Origin of the sequence: Pedobacter polysacchareus (genome assembly GCF_019802255.1) — a bacterium.
Lineage (GTDB): Bacteria > Bacteroidota > Bacteroidia > Sphingobacteriales > Sphingobacteriaceae > Pedobacter > Pedobacter polysacchareus.
In genome coordinates this window covers 141503-163965 of record NZ_JAHYSS010000004.1, presented here as the reverse complement: position 1 = coordinate 163965, position 22463 = coordinate 141503, and the positions used below count along the sequence as shown (strand labels likewise).

25 protein-coding genes are annotated in these 22463 nt (G+C 42.5%); 14 read left to right on the top strand and 11 right to left on the bottom strand.

The window, feature by feature from the left end; genetic code table 11:
* Positions 1-9: 9 nt before the first annotated feature.
* From K7X70_RS11890 to K7X70_RS11875, 4 genes are all read right to left on the bottom strand, one after another.
* Entirely contained in the window at positions 10-621 is a 612-nt protein-coding gene (locus tag K7X70_RS11890) for an RNA polymerase sigma factor (RefSeq protein ID WP_255607109.1), read from the bottom strand.
* Between the two features lie 7 nt (positions 622-628).
* Positions 629-1108: a hypothetical protein gene (locus tag K7X70_RS11885; RefSeq protein WP_222537311.1), complete on the bottom strand. Its 480-nt coding sequence runs from the start codon at positions 1106-1108 to the stop codon at positions 629-631.
* Between the two features lie 62 nt (positions 1109-1170).
* Positions 1171-2178 carry a glycosyl transferase gene (locus K7X70_RS11880; protein WP_222537310.1) on the bottom strand — a complete coding sequence of 336 codons (1008 nt, stop codon included), beginning with the start codon at positions 2176-2178 and terminating at the stop codon, positions 1171-1173.
* Positions 2171-2971 carry a TIGR04325 family methyltransferase gene (locus K7X70_RS11875; RefSeq protein WP_222537309.1) on the bottom strand — a complete coding sequence of 267 codons (801 nt, stop codon included), beginning with the start codon at positions 2969-2971 and terminating at the stop codon, positions 2171-2173. Before K7X70_RS11875 ends, K7X70_RS11880 begins: the two co-directional genes overlap by 8 nt.
* A gap of 172 nt (positions 2972-3143) precedes the next feature.
* Here K7X70_RS11875 and miaB point away from each other — a divergent pair, with 172 nt between their 5' ends.
* The 9 genes from miaB to K7X70_RS11830 all read left to right on the top strand — a co-directional run bounded on the left by miaB (position 3144) and on the right by K7X70_RS11830 (position 12340).
* Positions 3144-4592 (top strand): tRNA (N6-isopentenyl adenosine(37)-C2)-methylthiotransferase MiaB, encoded by a 1449-nt coding sequence (gene miaB, locus K7X70_RS11870; protein WP_062550648.1) that lies wholly within the window; start codon positions 3144-3146, stop codon positions 4590-4592.
* A gap of 19 nt (positions 4593-4611) precedes the next feature.
* Complete coding sequence (locus tag K7X70_RS11865) at positions 4612-5841, top strand: sigma-54 interaction domain-containing protein (protein ID WP_222537308.1); 1230 nt, start codon at positions 4612-4614, stop codon at positions 5839-5841.
* Positions 5842-5877: 36 nt separating this feature from the next.
* Positions 5878-6390: an LPS assembly lipoprotein LptE gene (gene lptE / locus K7X70_RS11860; RefSeq protein ID WP_222537307.1), complete on the top strand. Its 513-nt coding sequence runs from the start codon at positions 5878-5880 to the stop codon at positions 6388-6390.
* A gap of 31 nt (positions 6391-6421) precedes the next feature.
* Positions 6422-7483 (top strand): DUF8458 domain-containing protein, encoded by a 1062-nt coding sequence (locus K7X70_RS11855; RefSeq protein ID WP_222537306.1) that lies wholly within the window; start codon positions 6422-6424, stop codon positions 7481-7483.
* Between the two features lie 14 nt (positions 7484-7497).
* Positions 7498-7848 carry a preprotein translocase subunit SecG gene (gene secG, locus K7X70_RS11850; protein ID WP_062550652.1) on the top strand — a complete coding sequence of 117 codons (351 nt, stop codon included), beginning with the start codon at positions 7498-7500 and terminating at the stop codon, positions 7846-7848.
* Positions 7849-8085: 237 nt separating this feature from the next.
* Positions 8086-8379 (top strand): co-chaperone GroES, encoded by a 294-nt coding sequence (gene groES / locus K7X70_RS11845; protein WP_062550653.1) that lies wholly within the window; start codon positions 8086-8088, stop codon positions 8377-8379.
* 58 nt (positions 8380-8437) lie between these two features.
* Complete coding sequence (gene groL / locus K7X70_RS11840; protein WP_222537305.1) at positions 8438-10078, top strand: chaperonin GroEL; 1641 nt, start codon at positions 8438-8440, stop codon at positions 10076-10078.
* Between the two features lie 99 nt (positions 10079-10177).
* Positions 10178-10834, top strand: coding sequence for an MgtC/SapB family protein (locus K7X70_RS11835; RefSeq protein WP_222537304.1), 657 nt, complete (start codon positions 10178-10180; stop codon positions 10832-10834).
* 78 nt (positions 10835-10912) lie between these two features.
* The gene (locus tag K7X70_RS11830) at positions 10913-12340 is read left to right on the top strand and encodes an L-serine ammonia-lyase (protein ID WP_222537303.1); all 1428 of its coding nucleotides are present in this window, start codon (positions 10913-10915) and stop codon (positions 12338-12340) included.
* A 23-nt stretch (positions 12341-12363) separates the two neighbouring features.
* Here the strand turns inward: K7X70_RS11830 and K7X70_RS11825 are convergent, their stop codons facing one another.
* From K7X70_RS11825 to K7X70_RS11805, 5 genes are all read right to left on the bottom strand, one after another.
* Positions 12364-13053, bottom strand: coding sequence for an SGNH/GDSL hydrolase family protein (locus K7X70_RS11825; RefSeq protein WP_222537302.1), 690 nt, complete (start codon positions 13051-13053; stop codon positions 12364-12366).
* Between the two features lie 20 nt (positions 13054-13073).
* Positions 13074-13406 (bottom strand): DUF2752 domain-containing protein, encoded by a 333-nt coding sequence (locus K7X70_RS11820; RefSeq protein ID WP_222537301.1) that lies wholly within the window; start codon positions 13404-13406, stop codon positions 13074-13076.
* 12 nt (positions 13407-13418) lie between these two features.
* Complete coding sequence (locus K7X70_RS11815; protein WP_222537300.1) at positions 13419-13865, bottom strand: DUF5684 domain-containing protein; 447 nt, start codon at positions 13863-13865, stop codon at positions 13419-13421.
* Between the two features lie 76 nt (positions 13866-13941).
* On the bottom strand, positions 13942-14637 hold the full coding sequence (gene lipB / locus K7X70_RS11810) for a lipoyl(octanoyl) transferase LipB (protein WP_222537299.1): 696 nt from the start codon (positions 14635-14637) through the stop codon (positions 13942-13944).
* A gap of 10 nt (positions 14638-14647) precedes the next feature.
* Positions 14648-15289: a 4'-phosphopantetheinyl transferase family protein gene (locus K7X70_RS11805; RefSeq protein WP_062550659.1), complete on the bottom strand. Its 642-nt coding sequence runs from the start codon at positions 15287-15289 to the stop codon at positions 14648-14650.
* A 66-nt stretch (positions 15290-15355) separates the two neighbouring features.
* Between K7X70_RS11805 and dcd the strand changes: the two genes are divergently transcribed.
* From dcd to K7X70_RS11785, 4 genes are all read left to right on the top strand, one after another.
* A complete protein-coding gene (gene dcd / locus K7X70_RS11800) occupies positions 15356-15892 on the top strand; it encodes a dCTP deaminase (RefSeq protein WP_062550660.1) in 537 nt (178 codons plus the stop codon).
* Between the two features lie 86 nt (positions 15893-15978).
* Positions 15979-18672 (top strand): TonB-dependent receptor plug domain-containing protein, encoded by a 2694-nt coding sequence (locus K7X70_RS11795; RefSeq protein WP_222537298.1) that lies wholly within the window; start codon positions 15979-15981, stop codon positions 18670-18672.
* A gap of 7 nt (positions 18673-18679) precedes the next feature.
* Positions 18680-19441: an enoyl-CoA hydratase/isomerase family protein gene (locus tag K7X70_RS11790; protein ID WP_222537297.1), complete on the top strand. Its 762-nt coding sequence runs from the start codon at positions 18680-18682 to the stop codon at positions 19439-19441.
* A gap of 3 nt (positions 19442-19444) precedes the next feature.
* Entirely contained in the window at positions 19445-20320 is an 876-nt protein-coding gene (locus K7X70_RS11785) for an SDR family oxidoreductase (RefSeq protein WP_222537296.1), read from the top strand.
* Positions 20321-20383: 63 nt separating this feature from the next.
* Here the strand turns inward: K7X70_RS11785 and K7X70_RS11780 are convergent, their stop codons facing one another.
* Positions 20384-21430: a 3-oxoacyl-ACP synthase III family protein gene (locus K7X70_RS11780; RefSeq protein WP_222537295.1), complete on the bottom strand. Its 1047-nt coding sequence runs from the start codon at positions 21428-21430 to the stop codon at positions 20384-20386.
* Between the two features lie 80 nt (positions 21431-21510).
* On the opposite strand from K7X70_RS11780, the gene K7X70_RS11775 reads away from it, so the two are divergent.
* Positions 21511-21792 (top strand): ATP-dependent Clp protease adaptor ClpS, encoded by a 282-nt coding sequence (locus K7X70_RS11775; RefSeq protein ID WP_062550664.1) that lies wholly within the window; start codon positions 21511-21513, stop codon positions 21790-21792.
* A 64-nt stretch (positions 21793-21856) separates the two neighbouring features.
* Here the strand turns inward: K7X70_RS11775 and K7X70_RS11770 are convergent, their stop codons facing one another.
* Positions 21857-22456, bottom strand: a complete 600-nt coding sequence (locus K7X70_RS11770) for a thioredoxin family protein (RefSeq protein ID WP_222537294.1) — start codon at positions 22454-22456, stop codon at positions 21857-21859.
* Between the last annotated feature and the right edge of the window lie 7 nt (positions 22457-22463).

The window sequence follows — 22463 nt, the reverse complement described above, 5'->3', positions numbered from 1 at the left end:
TCAGGCGGTTTAACGTAACAGCGTTTTTAGGAACACAACTATCGCCAGCAAGAGCGCTGCAGACTTTCCGAGGTGTTCCCTTAACTTCTGAAAGCCATATGTCAAATGGTTTTTAACTGTTTTCAACGAGATATTCATCTGGTCGGCAATTTCCTGTTGTTTCAATTTACCAAATCGGCTCAGGTACATCACCTCTTTACATTTCGGAGGTAAGAGTGCCAGTGCTTCTTCCAGATTTTTCAACAACAATTCTTCTTTGTTTAGGTTTTCTTCTTCCGGATTTTCAGGCTGCAGATCGGCCAGATAGGTCAGCTGTTTTACGGCATCCTGCTTTTCCTTTTTCAGGAAGTTCAGGGATGCATTGACAATTGACCGGAACAAATAGCTTTTCATCGCATACTGAATATTTAAATGACCGGCTTTATTCCATATATTAATAAACAAATCATGTACAATCTCTTCTGCAGCTTCAGTTTTCCCTACATATCTAAAAGCGAGGATAAACAGCTGTCGGTAATACTTTTTATAAAAGGCTTCAAACACCTTTCTATCTTTATTTCTGATGGCATCCATCAGCAACAAATCATCATCAGGCCCGGTATTCATCTCTGCTTTACTCATCCGCTGCTTAGCTTTGTTTCAAGGTAAGCACTCCTGAAATTTCAGGAGAACGCTGTAAAGTATTGATTGCAACAAACCAGAGTCCTTTCAGCAGGTTCCTTTCCTGCAGGGGTGTCAATACAATTGACCCAGACAAAGGAGCGCCCAATTTGGTACTCCCCGGCTTATACAGCTCCAGGATTAATGTTCCTTTAGAGCCCTTCACTCCATTTCGCAAACTAATTTGTTCGGGCACTATTTTCTCATACTCCAGTGAATACCTTAATAATTTGGTTCCCTGATCATAATCACCCTTGAGTACCGCAGTACCTTCAGAGTCTGTATTTGTTCCCTTTTTATCTATCCTTGCAGTGACTACATAAGACCTCAGTGGGGGTTTAATCTTCTGACTTTGCACCGGTTCTTTTTTACAGCCTGCCAGCACAGCCATCATCCACAACACCCCTATCCTGAATAATGTAAATCCCTGACCTTTAACATCCCACATATTAGTATTTTAGTCGGCGACTAAAATACTAATTTATTGAAGATCCTTACTGCTACATTTTATTAATATATAAAGCTATACTGAAAAGATCTTTTGGTATATAAATTTTTATAATAGCCCAGCAGAGAAAAAATCAGGAATCGTCCTAAAACCCTGGTAATCAACTCCATTTCATTGTTAATCTCATGAGGAATCAGGTTGCGATCTGTGGTATTGATCCTTCGCTCAGCGATAGAAAGTGCCGCTACATAGGGTCTGTAAATTTGTTTGATCTGATTTCTGCTGAGCTGATAAACCGCATGCGTCAGCATATAGCTGTTTTTCATCGAATAACTGAAGCCATGGTAGTGGTAAAACACGAGGTCAAACTCCTGACCGCTGGCTAGTTCCACACCTCTTGGCTTTCCAGATTTCGACTTAAAATTATACTGCTGAATGTTCCAGGGTGCAACTCCTGCACCGAGATGCTCGCATACCTGCACACAGGAAAACTGCGTTGTCCAGTTGTCCAGGTACTTCTGGTCACCAAACTTCCCATCTTCAATCCTGTTGAAACACCATTCCAGGCAGGAATCTACCCAGTAATTCAGCACCTCCATCCCTTCTTCTGTATTCTTAAAGGTCATGTACTGCACGCAGTAAATGCCGCTTTTAACGGACTGGTCGTAACAAGGTGTATAACGGTGTTCCGTAATGAGCACCGATTTTTCAGCCATTCCATCCATCAACACCTGAGGATTGCTGAAGAATAATAAGTCGGCATCCACGTAAGTACAATGGTCCAGCTTAAAACTTTCTATACAATATTTAATGGTGGAGGAAGCGGAAGTCCAGCAGTATTCCTGTGCAGTCCGCCCCGGTTTTACCGCCAGCAGTGCTTCATTTTCAAATTCTTCCAGGGAGATGACGCTCACCTTTGGGAGTGTCATATTTGACAACACCTCATAGCAATGCGCATCGAACGCGAAAATATACAAATGAAAGTCCGGGCAGTTTTGCTCCAGAGAATGGTACATGGCTAAGCCACGGGAAAGATAGGTGGTATTAAAAAGCGTACAGAATTTAAGCATATCCTGATGAATTAATAAAGTAAAAACCTTTGTCGTAACCCAGTTCTTTCCCATTGATCAGCATCGTTTCTTCTCCTTTTACATAGGAAGAAAATTCTGCGATCTGTTGGTAATGATTCTGGAAATGGCTTAAAAACCCCTGCTGATTAAAAAACCAGGAGGGGTAAGAAGCCGCATATATTTGTGGAGGTACAATTTGTAGGGTGAGCCGATCCTGATCTCCATGATGGAAAGCAGTACGGTCGAACAATAAAAATGGGAACTGATAGGCAACCAGTTCTTTCAAAAACTCATGTGGTTTTTCCAGGTACTGTACTACTGATGAAAGGATGACCAGGTCGATTTCTGTGGACTTTAATGCTTCAGCGATGCTGGTATAAAATTTCAGCTGATCATCTTCAAAATGCGCTTTACCACAGGTAACATAATGCTCCTGCTCTACTACATTCCAGCTGGCACAAACACCCTCAGTTAAAAATTCCTTGACCTGAAAATAGGTACTACCCAATGAGCCTCCAAAATCAAGTACACGCAGCGGCCTCTTTTTCAGTGCTGCACTGTGCATTAAAAAAGAGATTAAAGGAAAAGGATACTCCTTTTTCGGCAGGTTCAGGGAATCTCTTTCATATACTGCTGTTCCATTTTTCACTTTCAGGATGGCATTTTTTGTTTTTTCAAGAATCACTGCTGCGTCATATCCACTGGTTTCTGCGGCCAGTTCCGTCCAGGAAGAATAATCACCAAACCAGCCATACAGGTCCTTAGGGGTTTTCGCGAACAGGCATTTGAACATATTTAAAGGGAGTTTAGCTGTTATTTCTCCTCAAAGACAATGGATCCTGAAAAAGGTCCTATATGTTTTTAGATTTTTTCCATAAAAATTTCTTTCCGTTTAAGATTCTGCCACTTTGTCATTTCTAAATTTAATTGTGTATTTTTGGAGCCCAGAAAAATGTTAACCATTTATGATTGATTTACAGCTTACAGATAAGACACACGATGAAGAGCGCCAGGGCGAGGCTTTAGTTATTGATGCACCAGAGGTCCGTAATGGCCGAAAGTTATACATTGAAAGCTATGGCTGTCAGATGAATTTCGCAGATAGTGAGATCGTTGCCTCGATTTTAAAAGATCAGGGTTTTGAAACCACTGGTGATTATCATGAAGCAGATGTAGTCTTTATCAATACCTGCTCTATCCGCGAAAATGCGGAGCAAAGAGTCCGCAACCGACTGTCGCAGTTTGGTGCGGAAAAACGTAGAAACCCCAAATTGGTGGTTGGCGTTTTAGGGTGTATGGCAGAGCGTTTAAAATCAAAATTCCTGGAAGAAGAGAAATTAGTGGACATGGTGGTTGGCCCGGATGCTTACCGTGACCTTCCTCAATTGATCAGTCAGGTAGAAGATGGTCATAAAGCCATTAATGTATTGCTATCCCGCGAGGAGACTTATGCAGACATTAGTCCGGTTCGCCTGAATGGCAATGGCATCACTGCATTCATTTCGATCATGCGTGGCTGCGATAATATGTGTTCTTTCTGCGTCGTTCCTTTTACAAGAGGACGCGAGAGAAGCAGAGACCCTTATTCCATCCTTGCAGAAGCACAGGATCTGTTCGACAAAGGTTATAAAGAAGTCACTTTGTTGGGACAGAATGTAGATTCTTACAAATGGAAAGGCGCTGATGCGGAAGAAACTGCAGAAATCGAAGTAAACTTTGCACAATTACTGGAAAAAGTAGCTTTAATCAGTCCTGAATTGAGGATCAGATTTTCTACTTCACACCCTAAAGACATTACTGACGAGGTATTATATGCCATCGCCAAATACGATAACATCTGTAATTACATCCACCTGCCAGTTCAATCTGGAAGCAGCAGGGTATTGGAATTGATGAACAGAACATATACCAGAGAATGGTATATCAATAGAATTGATGCCATCAGACGCATCATTCCAGGATGCGCAATTTCTTCGGACATCATCGCTGGTTTCTGTACGGAAACAGAAGAAGAACACCAGGAAACATTGAGCATCATGGATTATGTAGGTTATGATTTCGCATTTACCTTCAGTTATTCTGAAAGACCAGGTACACTGGCAGCCAGAAAACTGGCAGATGATATTCCTGAACCGGTGAAAAAACGCAGGTTAGCAGAAATATTACTGAAAGCACAGGAAACTTCTTTAATGCGCCTACAACAATTTGTTGGAAAAACTGTTAGAATTTTAGTGGAGGGTACTTCCAAAAAATCTGACCTTGACCTTTGTGGAAGAAATGATCAGAATGCGATGGTGGTTTTCCCTGCAGCGCCTGGTGTTAAAGCTGGAACTTATGTAAATGTTTATATTGACCGCTGTACATCTGCTACCTTATTAGGAACCATTGCCGTTGAAGTACCTGAAATTGTTTAATCAATAAAGACAAATTACTTTGGACATACAAGACATTAAAAACCGCTTCGGTATCATTGGTGGCTCTCCGCTATTGAACCGGGCAATAGATATTGCCAGACAAGTTGCGCCAACAGACATGTCTGTATTAATTACCGGAGAAAGTGGAAGTGGTAAAGAGGTCTTCTCTCACATCATCCACCAGATGAGTACCCGCAAACACGGTGCATTTATTGCCGTTAACTGCGGTGCCATTCCTGAAGGAACGATAGATTCAGAGCTTTTTGGACATGAGAAAGGATCTTTTACCGGAGCACATGAGGCCCGTAAAGGTTATTTTGAAGTGGCCAATGGCGGAACGATATTTTTAGATGAGGTGGCCGAATTGCCATTGGGTACACAAGCACGCTTACTTAGAATTCTGGAAAGTGGAGAATACCTGCGTGTAGGTTCTTCTAAAGTACAGAAAACAGATGTCAGGATTATTGCCGCTACCAACGTTGACGTGTATAACCGCGTTAAATCGGGTAAATTCCGTGAGGATTTATACTACAGGCTGAACACCGTGCCTTTGCGCATCCCTGCTTTGCATGAGCGTAAAGAAGACATCTACCTTTTATTCAGAAAATTCTCTGCTGATTTCAGCGATAAATACAGAAGCCCTGGGATCCAGCTGGAACCGGATGCGATACAAATGCTCAGCAATTACAGCTGGCCAGGTAACGTCCGACAGCTGAAAAACATTGCGGAGCAAATCTGTGTATTGGAGAAAGACCGTAATGTGACGGCTGCCGCCTTGCTGAATTATATTCCAAATGAAAGCGCTACCAATTTGCCTATGGCGATCAATGGCAGTTCTAAAGAAGATTATACCGAGCGCGACATCCTTTACAAAGTGCTGTTTGACATGAAGAAAGACATGATGGAGTTGAAGAAACTGGTTGCAGAGATCATTCAAAGCGGCGGAAATACTTCTCACATCATTGCCGACAATACGCATTACATCAATCAGCTATATCAGGAAGTAGACCAAACCGTTAATGAGCCAACTTTTACCATTAAGAAGCCTGCTCAGAATGCGCCCTTAGACTATAACTATACACAGGAAGCGGAAGAAGTGGAAGAATCATTATCGCTCATTGATAAAGAATCTGACCTGATTAAAAAAGCCCTGAAGAAACACAAAGGAAAACGCAAATTTGCTGCACAGGAGCTGGGCATTTCGGAGCGTACGCTTTATAGAAAAATTAAAGAACTCAACCTAAGCTAGTCTGAGCTCAATTGTCAAAGAATTAAAAACATACGAATGAAAAAGTTATTATTGCTGCTGGTTGTAGGCCTTTTCAGCGCTTGTTCGATTAAATTTAGCGGGGCATCTATCCCGCCGGAGATGAAAACAGCAAACGTGCTCTTTTTTGAAAACAATGCAACTTTAGTAGTCCCGACCATGTCGACCAACTTCACGGAAGCATTAAAAAACATGATTCGTAACCAGACCCGTCTGAACATTACGACAAATGATCCGGATGCAGTTTTTTCTGGCAGCATTACCAATTTTGACATTCGCCCGGCAACGATTGTGGATGCGAATAACTCTGGCGTTGGGAATACCTCTCCGCTAAACAGGTTGACCATTCGTGTCAATGTAAAATACACCAACAACCTGAATCCCAAAATGAGCTTTGAAGAGCCTATTGAACGTTATTCTGATTATCCAACAGCGGGTGGTAATGCCACTCAACTGGAAGCGGATAATATCAAAAAAGTAATGGATTTGATTACAACAGATATTTTTAACCGCGCATTTGCAAATTGGTAGAATTTGAAAATTCAATTGTTAACTTAGCAACGTGGAGCAGGAATTAGACATGAGACAAGAACTGGAAGTATTATTAGCGGAACCTGAAAAGGTAAGACCCGATCATGCGCCTATGCTCAAAGATCTGGTGTCGAAATATCCGTATTTTCAACCACTGCACCTTTTACTGGCGAAAGCCAATCTGGAAGCTTCAGAAGAAAACAGCTTCCTGGCTACCGCTGCTTTATATACAAATGGACAATTGCTCCATAACTTCATTTACGAACCGGAATATTTAGTAGATACAAAATTCAATGTTGTTTTATCTCCTGCTTTCGACCTGCTGAGTAATCAGGCAGAAACATTAGATGAGATTGTCCTGGATGAAGTACCGGCAGAATCAGAAGAAACAAATCCAGTGATGGAAGATTTGATGCCGGAGACTGATGATTTCGTGTTGGAAAACATTGTATCTACCGACTTTTTCGCTTTTCAGGATAACTTTAGTCCAGAACCTGTTCCTGAATCCGTTTTACGGGAAGAAGAACGTCTGGCTGCCATAGAAAAGGAAATCGCCAAACAGGAAGACCCGGTGATCGTCAGTAAATATGATGACGACCAGTTGCCGTTCACCTTTTTGTGGTGGTTACATAAAACCAGGAAAGAATACCAGCAGATTTTTCAGCCTTATACCACGCCAAAGGCAAGTCCGGAAGCACAGGAGTCTAAATCTAATGAGCCGGGCAAGGCTAATGAACTGCAGCAGCAATATGTGGAACACATCTTCCATTTACAAAGTCCATTGACCGACGAACCTGCAGCGGAATATATTCCGGGAAACCTGAATACTAAAGGAACTGAAATCATTGACAGCTTCCTGAAAAATGATCCGCAGATCAGTCCGCCGAAAGCCGAGCACATCAATACCGAAAACAAGGCTAAAAAGAGCGCAGAAGATCATAATGACCTCGTATCAGAAACACTGGCGAAGATCTATATCGAACAAATGCTTTACGACAAGGCCATAGAGACTTATGAAAAATTAAGTTTGAAGTTTCCAGAAAAAAGCCGTTACTTTGCCGACCTTATCCAATCCATAGAAAAGAAAATTTAACCATATAACCGATTATGCTATTTTTAATTATTTTACTAATCATTGTCTGCATTGCCTTAGCGCTATTTGTTTTGATACAAAACCCTAAAGGTGGTGGCCTTGCAACAGGTGGATCAGGCAGCAATATGTTTGGCGTTCAACGTACAGGTGATGTTCTTGAAAAAGGTACCTGGGTATTATTAGCATTAATCGTAGTGCTTACATTATCTATTACGACCATTGCAAAAACAGGTGGAACAGCAGCTGCTGTAGACTCTAAAATCCAGGAACATTTGGACAAAATGCCTACCCCATCTCCAATTGGATCATCAGCTCCAGCGGCAACCGCTCCAGCAACTGCTCCTGCAGATACTGCAAAGAAATAAGAGATTTTAAAAAAATATCTAAAGTCCGGTATGCTTATACCGGACTTTTTTTATGCCTTTATTTTTTCTCTCCTTGGTTCACAATTCTGCCACTCTGACACAAAAATAGTTTCGTCTAATCTATTAGCTGACAATGCCGTGTAAATTTGGCAAGCAAAACCTGCTTGGCATAGAAACTGATATATAGGGAGCACGTAATCCTTACATTAATTTTAAAATTAAAAACAAGAATAAGTTATGGCTTTAAACATTAAACCCATTGCAGATAGAGTAGTAATTGAAGCTGCTCCTGCCGAAGAAAAAACAGCTTCGGGTCTATATATCCCCGATACAGCTAAAGAAAAACCTCAGCAAGGAACAGTAGTTGCAGTAGGCCCAGGCAAATATGCCGAAGCTACAGGTAGCCTAATCCCATTGAGCGTTAAAGCTGGCGATGTGGTATTATATGGTAAATACGGTGGTACTGAAATTACTTTCGAAGGTAAAGAGTATCTTATTATGCGTGAATCTGACCTTTACGCAATTCTTTAGTCGTTGAATTAACCTATTCAACCTTATTACAATCAATCATTAATAACAATATTTTAAAATGGCAAAGCAAGTAAGATATAATGTAGAAGCCCGTGACGCCCTGAAAAGAGGTGTTGACATTTTGGCTAATGCGGTAAAAGTAACTCTAGGTCCAAAAGGACGTAACGTAATTATTGACAAGAAATTCGGTTCACCAGCGATTACTAAAGATGGTGTGACTGTAGCGAAAGAGATCGAATTAAAAGATCCTATCGAAAATATGGGTGCTCAAATGGTAAAAGAAGTTGCTTCTAAAACTGCAGATATCGCAGGTGATGGAACAACAACTGCAACTGTATTGGCACAAGCAATCGTAACTGCAGGTATTAAAAACGTTGCTGCTGGTGCAAATCCAATGGATTTGAAACGTGGTATTGACAAAGCCGTTACTGCAATCGTTGCGAACTTAAAAGCACAATCTCAAACCGTAGGTGAAGACAATAACAAAATCAAACAAGTTGCTTCTATTTCAGCAAACAATGATGAGGTGATTGGTTCCCTAATTGCTGAGGCAATGGGCAAAGTAGGTAAAGATGGTGTAATTACTGTTGAAGAAGCAAAAGGTACTGAAACTGAAGTAAAAACAGTAGAAGGTATGCAATTCGACCGCGGTTACTTATCTCCATACTTTGTAACTAACGCAGATAAAATGGAAGCGGAATTAGAAAACCCTTACATCTTAATCTACGACAAAAAAATCAGCAACATGAAAGAATTGTTGCCAATTTTAGAGAAACAAGTACAAACAGGTAAACCATTATTGATCATTGCGGAAGACTTAGATGGCGAAGCATTGGCTACATTGGTAGTGAACAAGATCCGTGGATCTCTGAAAGTTGTGGCTGTTAAAGCTCCAGGTTTCGGTGACCGTAGAAAAGCAATGTTAGAAGACATCGCGATCTTAACTGGTGGTACTGTAATTTCTGAAGAAAGAGGTTATAAATTAGAAAATGCTGACCTTACTTACCTAGGTACTGCTGAGAAAGTTATTGTTGATAAAGACAATACAACGATCATCAATGGTGCTGGTAGTTCTGATGACATCAAAGCTCGCGTGAACCAGATTAAATCTCAAATCGAGACCACTACATCTGATTATGACAAAGAGAAATTACAAGAGCGTTTGGCTAAATTAGCTGGCGGTGTTGCAGTTCTTTATGTTGGTGCAGCTTCTGAAGTTGAAATGAAAGAGAAAAAAGACCGTGTTGATGATGCTTTACATGCCACTCGTGCAGCTGTAGAAGAAGGTATCGTTGCAGGTGGTGGTGTTGCTTTCATCCGCGCTATCGAAGCTTTAGAAGGCATGAAAGGTGTGAATGATGATGAGACTACTGGTATCGCTATCGTTAAACGCGCAATCGAAGAGCCATTACGTCAAATCTGTCAGAATGCAGGTATTGAAGGTTCTATCGTAGTACAAAAAGTTAAAGAAGGTACTGCTGACTTCGGTTACAATGCACGTACTGATGTATATGAAAACTTAATCGCTGCCGGTGTAATCGATCCAACTAAAGTAGGTCGTGTAGCACTAGAAAACGCAGCTTCTATCGCAGCGATGTTGTTAACAACAGAATGCGTATTAGCTGACGATCCAGAAGATGCTCCTGCTGGTGCAGGTATGCCTCCAATGGGTGGTGGTGGTATGGGTGGAATGATGTAATTCATCAACCCAATACAATTACAAAAGCCTCAGAATTTTGATTCTGGGGCTTTTTGTTTTTTATGAGGAAAGCTTGCTATCTTTAACCAACAACAAGCTATGCAGAACATTTTAGAAAACAGTCATTTTATGACACAAACGGAGGCCAATAAGTTTTTACTGGCCACCCTATTGTGTGGCCTGATTGGCGCGGAAAGAGAGCTTAGGAGTAAGCAGGCCGGACTAAAAACGATGATCATGATCGGATTAGGCTCCACCCTGTTTACCATCCTATCGATAAAAATCGGTATCATGAGTCATGACCGTATTGCCTCTAATATTGTGACCGGGATTGGTTTCCTGGGTGCCGGAGTGATCTTTAAAGAAGAAAACCAAGTCAAAGGCCTGACTACCGCCTGTGTGATCTGGATTGTTGCCGCAATTGGCATGGCTACCGGAGCTGGATATTATGAGCAGGCCACCGGCGTCACCCTCATCGTACTTGCCGCCCTCTTTATATTTCCTTATCTCGAGGAAATGGTAGAGCAGCGATTTACCAAAAGAACTTACCGTATCGTCAAGAAATATGAAGAGGAGAGCCTGGAAAAATATGAAGAGGACCTTAAAGGTTCAGGACTGCGTTTAACCAGAGGGAAACAGGAATTGGCCAATGGCACCATCAGTGGTACCTGGGTCGCTATCGGAAGCCCTAAAAACCATAAAATCTTTGTAGACCGCATGCTGCAGGACAAAAAGCTCATTGCCTTTGACTTTTAACCCCATTAACACCCACAAAATCAGCTTACAGGCCAATAAATAGCTTAAAATGTCCCGGAACTATCTTAGCTTTGTAAGATGCAAAGGGAACAGATCTCAGTTTTTGATATTTTTAAGATAGGTGTTGGGCCATCCAGCTCACATACTTTAGGTCCATGGCGGGCGGCTCAGCAATTTACTGCATTATTAAAACAGCAAGACCTGCTGGAACAAGTAGAGCAGGTCAAAATTCTATTATATGGTTCCCTGGCCAAAACAGGAAAAGGACACGGAACCGATGTGGCCATCCTATTAGGATTAATTGGCGCAGATCCGGTTACCTTCGATGTAAACTCCATTGATTCTACCGTAGAAGAGATCAAAACTTATAAAGTCTTGAACTTGAACGGCGAAAAAAACATCAGCTTCGATTACGACGAAGACCTGGTCTTCCTTTTCTTTGAAAGTCTTCCTTTCCACCCCAATGCGGTTACTTTTCAAGCCTTCCTGAATACTGGAAAAGCAATTTCTGAAACCTATTATTCTATAGGTGGTGGTTTTGTGGTGAAAGAAGGAGAAAGTGGCAGTGACAAAGAACAGGTTGACCTGCCCTTCCCGGTGGAGAAAGCAGCAGATCTTTTACACTGGTGCCTGACTACCGGATTAAAGGTATCAGAAGTGGTGATGGAAAATGAACTGGCCTGGCGTACAGAAGTCGAAACCAGGAAAGGCATCATGCAGCATTTCAATGTGATGAAAGACTGTACCTACAGAGGCTGTCATACAGCAGGATTCTTACCCGGCGGACTAAACGTTGCCAGAAGAGCTTGTGCCTTGAATAAGCGACTGGTAGGAAATCAAACTTATACCAATTATGAAACCTGGCTTATGGCCATCAGAGCAGGGGGCAATGGTTTCAACTATATCCTGGATTGGGTGAGCTGTTTTGCCCTGGCTGTTAATGAAGAAAATGCTTCCTTTGGACGTGTGGTCACTGCACCTACCAATGGTGCAGCGGGCGTAATTCCGGCAGTATTACAATATTATATTGCTTTCTGCGATGGTTATACGGATGAGAAAATCACCCAGTTTATTGCCTGTGCCTCAGAAATAGGCAGTATTTTCAAAAAAGGCGCCACTATTTCAGCCGCAATGGGTGGCTGTCAGGCAGAAATCGGTGTTTCTTCCGCAATGGCCGCAGCGGCACTCACAGAGTGTTTAGGTGGTTCTCAGCGCCAGGTGTTAATGGCTGCAGAGATCGCGATGGAGCACCATTTAGGTTTAACCTGCGATCCTATTGGAGGCCTGGTACAAATCCCATGTATTGAAAGAAATACCATGGGTGCGATTAAAGCCATTACTGCAAGTCAGCTGGCCTTACAGAGTAACCCTGACAAAGCAAAAGTAAGTTTAGATGCCGTAGTGAATACCATGTGGGAAACCGCATTGGATATGAACTCCAAATATAAAGAAACCTCCGACGGTGGGTTGGCCACCAACATCCCGATCAGTTTACCGGAATGTTAATCTGCAGTATTAAAGGGTTTAATTTATTTTAAGCCCTTTATTACTTTTGGTTCCAGCTGAACTGCCCAATCCAAATACATTTTCTCAGAAGGGTGTAAGCCATCTGAAGCGACTAAAGATTCGTCTGATGCTGCCAAACGTGAAGCTGCGGTGATGTCCGTATAACTGATGCCATGCGCCAGTGTTTCTTCCTTATTGATGGCATTAAAGGCATCAATGTCTGCAGCAATAGCTGAAATATCCCTGCCACTTTGCTGCCCATAAGGGGTAGCCCCCCAATCTGGAATAGAGACCACAAATACATGCGCTTTATGCCCTCCTGCAAATGCGATGGCAGTTTCCAGCAAATCTTTAAACTCTTTACGGTAGATCGTTTTCGATTCCCCACGATATTGGTTATTTACGCCAATCAGCAGGGTCACGAGGTCAAATTTCTGGTTTATTGCGGCAGTTTTAATGCCTTGCTGTAGTTCTGACGTTGTCCAACCTGTTTTGGCAATGATCTTTGGCGTCCCTACATCGAGCCCCTTGACTTTTAACAGTTTGCTCAGTTGATGAGGAAAATTACCGGACAGCGGAACAGCTTCTCCAATGGTATAAGAATCGCCAATGGCTAAATAAGTCAGGGTATCTGCAGGCATCATGGTGTTTGCATTATTTTTTTCGCAAGCCAATAATACCAATAATGATAGAAATATCAGAAAGGATTTCATAAAATAGATATACGGAAAGGCTAAGTATGAAGATGTCCTGTAAACAATTTATAACCGTAGTTCAGCAGAATGATCGTGCCGGTGATCAGATAAAGCACTTTAATGAGTTTATCGGTATTCCCCTTATAAAAGAAATGAGCAGGCAATGCGATGCTGAAAGTGAGCAGAAGTGGTATGGTTGGCGGATATAGCAGAAAGCTATCTTGCCAATTGCCATTGATTAAAGCCAGGAAAGACCTTTGAAAGCCACATCCCGGGCAATCTATTCCCGTCAGGTATTTGACCGGGCAGGGGATAAAAAAGCGATCCGCCTGAGCTATAAAAGAAGACCAGCCGGATCGCAGATATATCATTAAGTTCAACAATTACTGTGGGGTAGCTGGTGGCTGATTAAAAGGATCATTGCCGCCAAAACCATTAAATCGTTGTGCTTCTGCCGCAGAAGGGCCTAAATATTTGGCACTGCCAAAACCTAGCATCGGAACAAAAATGAAGGAAAGTAAAACCAGTCCAACCGTGTAACTTTCCGTTTTACCAAAACTTTTGCTCAGTAAATTCAGAAGCCAGATGCTGAAAATAGGCGCTGTACATGGAATCAGTAACCAGAGAATCCAGATGGTTGGTTTACCCACAATCTCGATCAAGACAATCGTATTGTAAATTGGGATGATCGATGCCCAGCCAGGTTTTCCGGCTTTAACGAAGATCTTCCACATACCGATAATGTTCAGCACAATCAGTACAAAGGAAAATAGACCGAAACCCAATAGGAAACTTCCAGAGGTATCAGAGAGCGCGTTGTTATAGTTCATGATTTTTTTGTTTTACAGTAAAGATAATATTTAACGTAAAAAAACCAAGAAATAATTATAATTAACGATAAGAAGATTAGAATAACTCCATTTGAAAAAGATGGGCAATATGGCCTTTCAGCTTTCCTTTGACTTCTTCGATATCCAGTTTACGCCCCAGTTCCCTTTCCATCGAAGTCACATCTTTATCGTCTATGCCACAAGGGACAATATTTTTGAAGTAATTGAGGTCGGCATTGACATTGAAAGCAAAGCCATGCATGGTGACCCATCTGCTGCACCTCACGCCCATCGCACATATTTTACGCGCTTTATCTGTATCTGCATCCAGCCATACACCAGTAAAACCAGGCGATCTGCCGGATTCAATGCCATAATCTTTTAGCGTTAACATGATGGCGTCTTCCAATGTGCGCAGGTAAAGATGAATGTCTGTGAAAAAGTTATCAAGGTCAAGAATCGGATACCCCACAATCTGACCGGGGCCATGGTAGGTAATGTCGCCGCCACGGTTGATCTTATAATAGGTAGCCTCTTTTTCGATCAGTCCCTGTTCATCGAGCAATAGATTTTCCGGATGTCCGCTTTTCCCTAAGGTATACACATGAGGATGCTCTACAAAAACCAGGTAATTGGGTGTTTCCAATTCCGTACCATTATTCCGGTTACCGGTTTTTACCGCAATCGTCTCATTAAAAATCTTTTCCTGCTTGTCCCAGGCTTCCTGATAATCAGTCAGTCCCCAATCTATGAATGCTACTTTCTTATTCATCTTTTGAAAATTAAGCGACTACATAACCCAGCATATAGCCGTCGGCAGTTTTAAAGTAATTCACGGTCAGCTCCTTCATCCCTTCAGGAAGTGTCACCAGTGCATTCAAACTGCCTTCATTTTTTAATTTGAAAGGTTTAATGTAAATGTCCTGCTTAAACTCGAGGCCTTTTCTACCATTCCATTTATAGATGGCTTCTTTGGCACACCAGCAAACATACAGGCCATTGATGTTGTCACCAATTTGCTTTTGAGCCAGCTCAATATCAGAAAGAAACTTGTGTCTGATACTTTTGATTTTATGTTTGATCAACTCGATATCTACGCCAACTTTCCTGTTTTTACCGATAATCACCGCTGCATAATCATAAGAATGACTCAGGGAGATGTGGTAATCAAGGTTGGGTAGAAAGGGCTTACCATGCTCATCCATCTGACAATCAATATATTCAGAAGTATTTAGCATGGTTCTCAGCAATACACGGGTGCTTAACCAGTGCAGCAGGCGTTTCCCGTTGCTTAAAGAGGAAATAAAATCCAGCTCATGCTGTTTCAATTGTAGGCCGGAAAGCAGCTGCTCTTCGGTCTCTTCGATTTTCCATACGGCAAGTATGGTATTCTCGTCAATATTTTTATTAAAAACTACGGGCATCTCTATTTTAGAAAACTATGCAAAAGTATCTTAAATTAATCATAATTTAGCCCAATACTTGATAAAATGATACTTTCCGACAAACGAATTCTCGAAGAAATTGAGAAGGGTACCATCATAATTGAACCTTTTAAGCCCGAATGTCTGGGTACAAACTCCTATGATGTACATTTAGGCAAATACCTGGCTACTTATACCGATAGAGTACTGGATGCAAAGGCACATAATAAAATTGAAAACTTTGAGATTCCAAAAGACGGATTTGTCCTGCAGCCAGGCACACTTTACCTGGGCGTAACCCTGGAATATACAGAAACTCATGCACACGTTCCTTTCCTGGAAGGTAAATCGAGTACTGGTCGCCTGGGTATCGACATCCATGCCACAGCCGGAAAAGGAGATGTAGGTTTCTGCAATACCTGGACACTGGAGATTTCCTGTGCACAGCCAGTAAGAATATATGCAGGCATGCCCATCGGACAGCTGATCTATTTTGCTGTAGATGGAGAAATTGAAACCATGTATAACAATAAAGGAGATGCAAAATATAACAACAAGACCACTAAACCGGTGGAAAGCATGATGTGGAAAAACGAGTTCTAACCGCTTAATTCCCTTTCTTTTAAATTTACTTTAAGCCTCAATATTTGTATATTGAGGCTTTATTATTTTGTTAATGCTCATAATATATGAAACGTAAATTGCTGTATCCCCTTTTGTTAATCACCGGTGTCTTCCTCGCTTTTGCGTCGGGAGTCCTGAACGATAACTTTGATGTCCTCCTCGAAAGGATGAAGGAGTTCAATCTGAAGAATCCTCAGGAAAAGGTTCACCTTCACCTCGACAAGCCTTATTATGCCATAGGCGATAACATCTGGTTTAAAGCCTACCTCCTCAATAGCAGCAGTCAGGAGCCATCAGATATTAGCAAATTGCTGTATGTAGAGCTCATTAACGAAAAAGATTCTGTACAGCAGCAATTGAAGCTTCCCGTGCTAGGCGGCATTTCATGGGGAAACTTTAGCCTGCCAGATACCTTAGCAGAGGGAAATTACAGAATCCGCGCCTATACCCAGTGGATGAGAAATGCCGGTCCGGAGTTCTTCTTCGACAAGACCATCAAAATAGGTTACTCCTGGACCAACAAAGTCTTTACCAATACCAATTATAGCTATAGTAAAGAAGATAAAGGCGAAAAGATGGCAGCAAACATCAGCTTCAAAGACAAAGAAGGGAACCCTTATACCGGGAAAGAAGTCAGGTATGAAGTGATCCTGGATTCCAAAAGCTTTCTCAAGGGCAAAGCCACCACCAATGAAAAGGGAGAAATAGCACTGAGCGTACTCAACACCCGGCCGGATCTCAATAAACGAGGAAAGATTGTGGCCACCATCAACTTGGGAGAAGACCAAAAAGTAACCCGTGAAATTCCAATCATAGCCACTTCCAAATCAATTGACGTACAGTTTTTCCCGGAAAGCGGAAACCTGATCGAGGGGTTGCCGACCAAAATGGCAGTAAAAGCCGTCAATTCCTCAGGCCTGGGCGAGAACATCACTGGGGTCATTGTGGACCAGACTGGCTTAGAAATCAATCGCTTTGCAACCAAACACCTGGGCATGGGCAACTTTGTGATCAATCCTCAGGGTGGCGTCAGGTACATCGCCAAAGTGAAATTTGCGGATGGCTCAGAAAAAGATTTTAACCTTCCAATCGTACAAAGTACTGGTTATACCATGGCTGTAACTGGCACCGACAAAGACAAGCTGACGATCAAAATTATGAGAAGTGCCGACCTGACTGGCCCTGCAAAGCTCAGACTTGTTGGTCAGCATGATGGCAATGTGATCTTCAGCCCGATTGTTTCTATGGCAGACCAGCTTGCCACCGTCACCATTCCTAAAAAGGAACTGACGGAAGGCATTTTACAGCTCAGCCTGTTTTCTGAAGACAACAAGCCTATTGCCGAGCGATTAGCTTTTATTTATAATCCTGCAGACCGGGTAAACGTCCAGCTGAGCACCGGGAAGAAAGTCTATACAAAAAGAGAGAAAGTTGACATCCAGCTCAACAGTACCTTTAATGGAACACCAGTACAAGGCATGTTCTCCGTTGCGGTAACCAATAACAATGCGGTGAAACCCGAGCCGGAAACGGAAAGCAATATCCTCAGCAACCTATTGCTTACCTCCGACCTGATTGGCTATATTGAAAAACCCAATTATTACTTTATTGAAGAAGGACCAGAGGTGATCCAAAACATGGACAACCTGATGCTGACGCAAGGATGGAGCAGAATCCTGTGGAAAAATGTCATCAATAACACCCCTCCGATCATCAAGTTCCAACCGGAAAAATCTTTAGGCTTTAGCGGAACGATTGTCAATTATGGAGGCAAACCTGTACCAAACACCAAAGTGACACTCCTTTCTACAGCAAGTGGATTCTTCACGCTGGATACCTTAACAGATGCACAAGGAAGGTTTAACTTCGATCGGTTGCTTTTCCTTGATGATCCTAAATTCATCATCCAGGCAAGAACTGCTAAGGGAAAAACCCGACTGGATGTAAAAATGGATGTGGTTCCCGGACAGATTGTGACGAAGAGCAAAAATACTGGAGACCTAGAAATCAACGTTAATGAAGCATTGTCTGCCTACTTAAAACAAAGCAATAACTATTTTGATGACCAGAGCAAGCGTGGATTATTACAAAAGGTATTACAATTAAAAGAAGTGAAAATCACACAGGAAAAACCAAAGGTCAAAAACTCGCAGAACTTAAATGGAAACGGAAGAGCAGATGCGGTCATTACTGCCGAACAACTTTCTACCTGTCCTCAACTCTCCATGTGTTTACAAGGCCGTATTGCCGGACTGATCATTACCAATGGGAAAGCCTACCTGACCAGAAATGGGGGAAGAATTCCGATGACTATCGTTCTGGATGGAATGCCTTTACAGGATGCGGACCTTGATTTCATCAACGTCCCAGATATTGAAACGATTGAAATCCTTAAATCCATCGGAAATACCGCCATTTATGGCAGCAATGGTGCAGGAGGTGTGTTGGTGATCACCACGAAGCGTGGAGTTGGCAATTTTTCCGCTGTACCTACACCGGGGCTCATCGTTTTTAATCCTAGAGGCTATTCCGTTCCAAAAGATTTTTATTCGCCTAAATATGATGTTCCTCAACCTGGCAACACACCAGATTTCAGATCTACCGTATATTGGGGCCCGCAGCTGCTGAGCGATGCCACAGGAAAAACTAATTTCACATTCTTTAATACCGACGAGGCAGGTACTTACAGAGTCGTTCTGGAAGGAATGGACCTGATGGGCCACCTGGCAAGAACGGTCTACACTTATGAAGTAAAATAACAAACCTATGAATACGATAAAAGTCACTATAAAAGACCATTTAGCACTGATTACCCTAGACCGCGGAAGGTCCAACGCTTTAAACCGGGAGATGATCACCGAACTGAATGACATGATGAACAGCATCTCTTCAGACCCCAATATTGCAGGAGTGATCATCACTGGAAAAGAGAATTTCTTCTCTGCAGGGCTGGACTTAATTGAGCTTTACGGTTATTCAGAGGAAGAAGCAGAATCTTTCTGGCACCTTTTTCTTGACTTTACGGCCAATATCACAGCTTTCCGTAAACCACTGGTTGCGGCGATCAATGGCCATAGTCCGGCTGGAGGCTGCGTGATTGCCCTGGCCTGCGATTATAGAATCATGTCGGAAGGAAAAGCGATTATCGGCCTCAATGAGGTTCCGGTGGGCATCATTGTGCCCGGAAGCATTTTTAGCCTGTATTCGTTCTGGATTGGAACGGCCCATGCCACGAGAAGTCTGCTGGAAGGGAAACTATTCAGTCCGGAGGAAGCGCTTAAAATTGGGCTGGTAGATGAATTGATCAATCCGGAAAGCATCCTGACCGCAGCAGAACGCAAGATCAGAAAATATATGGCCATGGAAAGAAATACCTGGGAACAAAGTAAGCTGAACATCAGAAAAGACCTGATTGCCGCCACTCGTGCCAACCAAACAGAAGCACTGGCCATTATGCTGAAACAATGGTGGGCACCAACCACCAGAAACATTTTGAAAACCATCATTGATAACCTGCAAAAAAAATAGCTCATGTACAATCAACCTATGTTAAGAGATGACGCTTTAAAAGGAAAAACAATCGTCATTACTGGTGGCGGAACCGGCCTGGGCAAAGCCATGGGTACCTATTTCCTGAAACTTGGTGCCAATCTGGTCATCACCAGCAGAAAAGCTGATGTCCTGGAAAAGACCGCTGCAGAAATGGAAAAAGAAACCGGTGGTAAAGTATTGGCCGTTGCCTGCGATGTTCGTGAATATGAACAGGTAGAAAACGTGCTTGCAGAAACCCTGAAAGCCTTTGGCCGAGTAGACGTCTTGCTGAATAATGCCGCTGGGAACTTTATATCCCCTACCGAACGTCTTTCTGCCAATGCCTTTTCTACGGTAATTGACATTGTGTTGAAAGGTTCTGTAAACTGTACACTGGCCTTTGGCAAACACTGGATCAAAGAAAAACAGAGTGCTAACGTATTAAATATTGTCACTACTTATGCCTTTACCGGTTCTGCCTATGTGGTTCCTTCTGCCTGTGCAAAAGGTGGTGTACTGGCCATGACGCGATCTTTGGCAGTGGAATGGGGTAAATACGGCATTCGTACCAATGCCATTGCTCCGGGGCCATTCCCTACAAAAGGAGCCTGGGAGCGCTTGTTACCAGGAGATCTTGCAGAGAAATTCGACTTTAAAAACAGGGTCCCATTGAAACGTGTTGGAGAACATCAGGAACTGGCCAATCTGGCTGCCTTTCTGATCAGTGATTTCGCTGGCTATATCAATGGGGAAGTCATCAGTATTGATGGCGGAGAATGGCTGCAGGGCGCCGGTCAGTTTAACGGACTCGAAGCCATCCCGGACAACATGTGGGATATGTTTGCACAAATGACGAAATCGGCTAAAGGAAGTTAGGCCTTCCCATAAAATAGATCAGCCAGCAATTGAAAGCAAATAACTTTCAATTGCTGGCAAAAATTACCATCTGATTAAAGCACTGGCCCAGGTAAAACCTGATCCAAAGGCGGCCAGGCATACCAGGTCGCCTTCTTTAATTTTCCCCGCCTCCCATGCTTCACACAAAGCGATCGGCACAGAAGCCGCGGTGGTATTTCCATATTTTTGAATATTATTGAAGACCTGATCGTCGCTCAATCCCAGCAATTGCTGTACATACTGACTGATTCTTAGATTTGCCTGATGCGGAATCAGCATATCCAGGTCTGCAGGTGTCAGGTTATTGGCTTCCAGCGCTTCCTTGATCACTTCCGGAAACTTCACAACCGCCTTCTTAAAGACGGCGGGACCATCCATGTGCGCCAATGCAGCGCCGCTTTCCAGCTGCTCTGTGGTCATAAATAATCCCCCTAATTCCTGGTCCGGGTACCCAGGCTTGTCCTTCAGCCATTTATTAGCACTTGCACCTGGATAATACATGGCCAGAATTTCTGCATCTGCACCATCACTATGTAAATGCGTACTCATAATTCCTTGTCCGTCTTTTGTAGAAGGCTGCAAAACCACTGCTCCTGCACCATCACCAAAGATCACAGACACATTCCTGCTGCGGGTTTCAAAATCCATCGCAAAAGAATGTTTCTCACTGCCCACCACCAGGATATTCTTATACATTCCGGTTTTAATGAACTGATCGGCGATAGAAAGGGCGTACACAAATCCTGAACATTGATTTCTCACATCCAATGCCCCAATCTCTTTCATTTTCATTTCCCGCTGCAGCAAAACGCCGCATCCAGGAAAATAATAATCCGGACTTAAGGTGGCAAAGATGACAAAGTCGATGTCTTGTGCGGTTGTTCCTGCACGTTCGATGGCAATTTTCGCAGCTTCCACGCCCATTGTGGTGGTCGTTTCTTCCAGGCGATCTGCAAATCTGCGCTCTTTTATTCCGGTACGCTCCTGTATCCAGGCATCATTTGTATCCATGAAACGGGACAAATCATCATTGGTATAAACATTCTTAGGCACGTAATAACCTATTCCGGCGATTTTTGAACGATGCATCATATTTGGATTTAATACAAATTTTAAGCAAAATAAACTTTAACTACAACATTATTTTGAAATTAGCTTATTTTTGTAAGATGTCAACAGAAACAAAAGAAGAAACCTTTACATTAGAAGAGATCTTAACCTCATTAAAAACCGTCCATCGGCTGATCCTTTGGAATGATGATGTAAACACATTCGACCATGTCATTTACTGTATGATGAAATACCTGGATTACTCAGAAAGCCAGGCAGAGAAAATTGCTATGGAAGTCCATAACAAAGGAAAATGTGCGGTATTGGAAGGTTCCTTCACGGAAATGGAAGTTTACCGTAAAATCTTACAACAGGAAGGTTTAACCGTTACTGTCGACTAAAACCTCCCTTATTGTTTCTTTTGATCCGGTATAAGACCTATTTCACAGGCCTTTTAGTGTCGATTTAATCTAACTGTTGAATCACTTCGCGAAGTTCCTGATGTGTGCTTTGCGTTTTATCTTTGGCATACCAGCCATGGAGCTGTTCGGCGATCCGCAGCATATCCGTGCTGGCATTCTTCCATTCCTTTAATAAAGTTTGCAGCACTTTCGGCCGAGGTCCCCATTTACAAACCACCTGTCCAGCCTCATCCAAAATCAGTAATACCGGAATCGCTCTGCCACCATTCGTCAGATGTGCATCTATCAATGGTAAATGCTGATCTCGCAAAACAAATTTTAAGTTTATTTTTTCCGGGAAAGCGGTCGCAATTTTATTAAAAACCGGGACAATTTGTGCCGCATCACCACACCATCCTTCAGAGATCACCAGGAAACGATAGTTTTTTTTAAGGTTTTTCAAGGCTTCTAAAAGGTCTGCATTTAACGCCACCGTTTTATCTACCCGACTCATTCTCTGCACATTCATCTTCGTATAATGCAACATGGCTTCCGAATCATCTTCGCCCGTTGTCTTCTTTTCCAGCAGCAGCTGATCTATCAATTCCCGATAGGCCGCATAGCTGATCCCATCGCTATCAAAAATATTACTGTAATTTACCATATTTAAG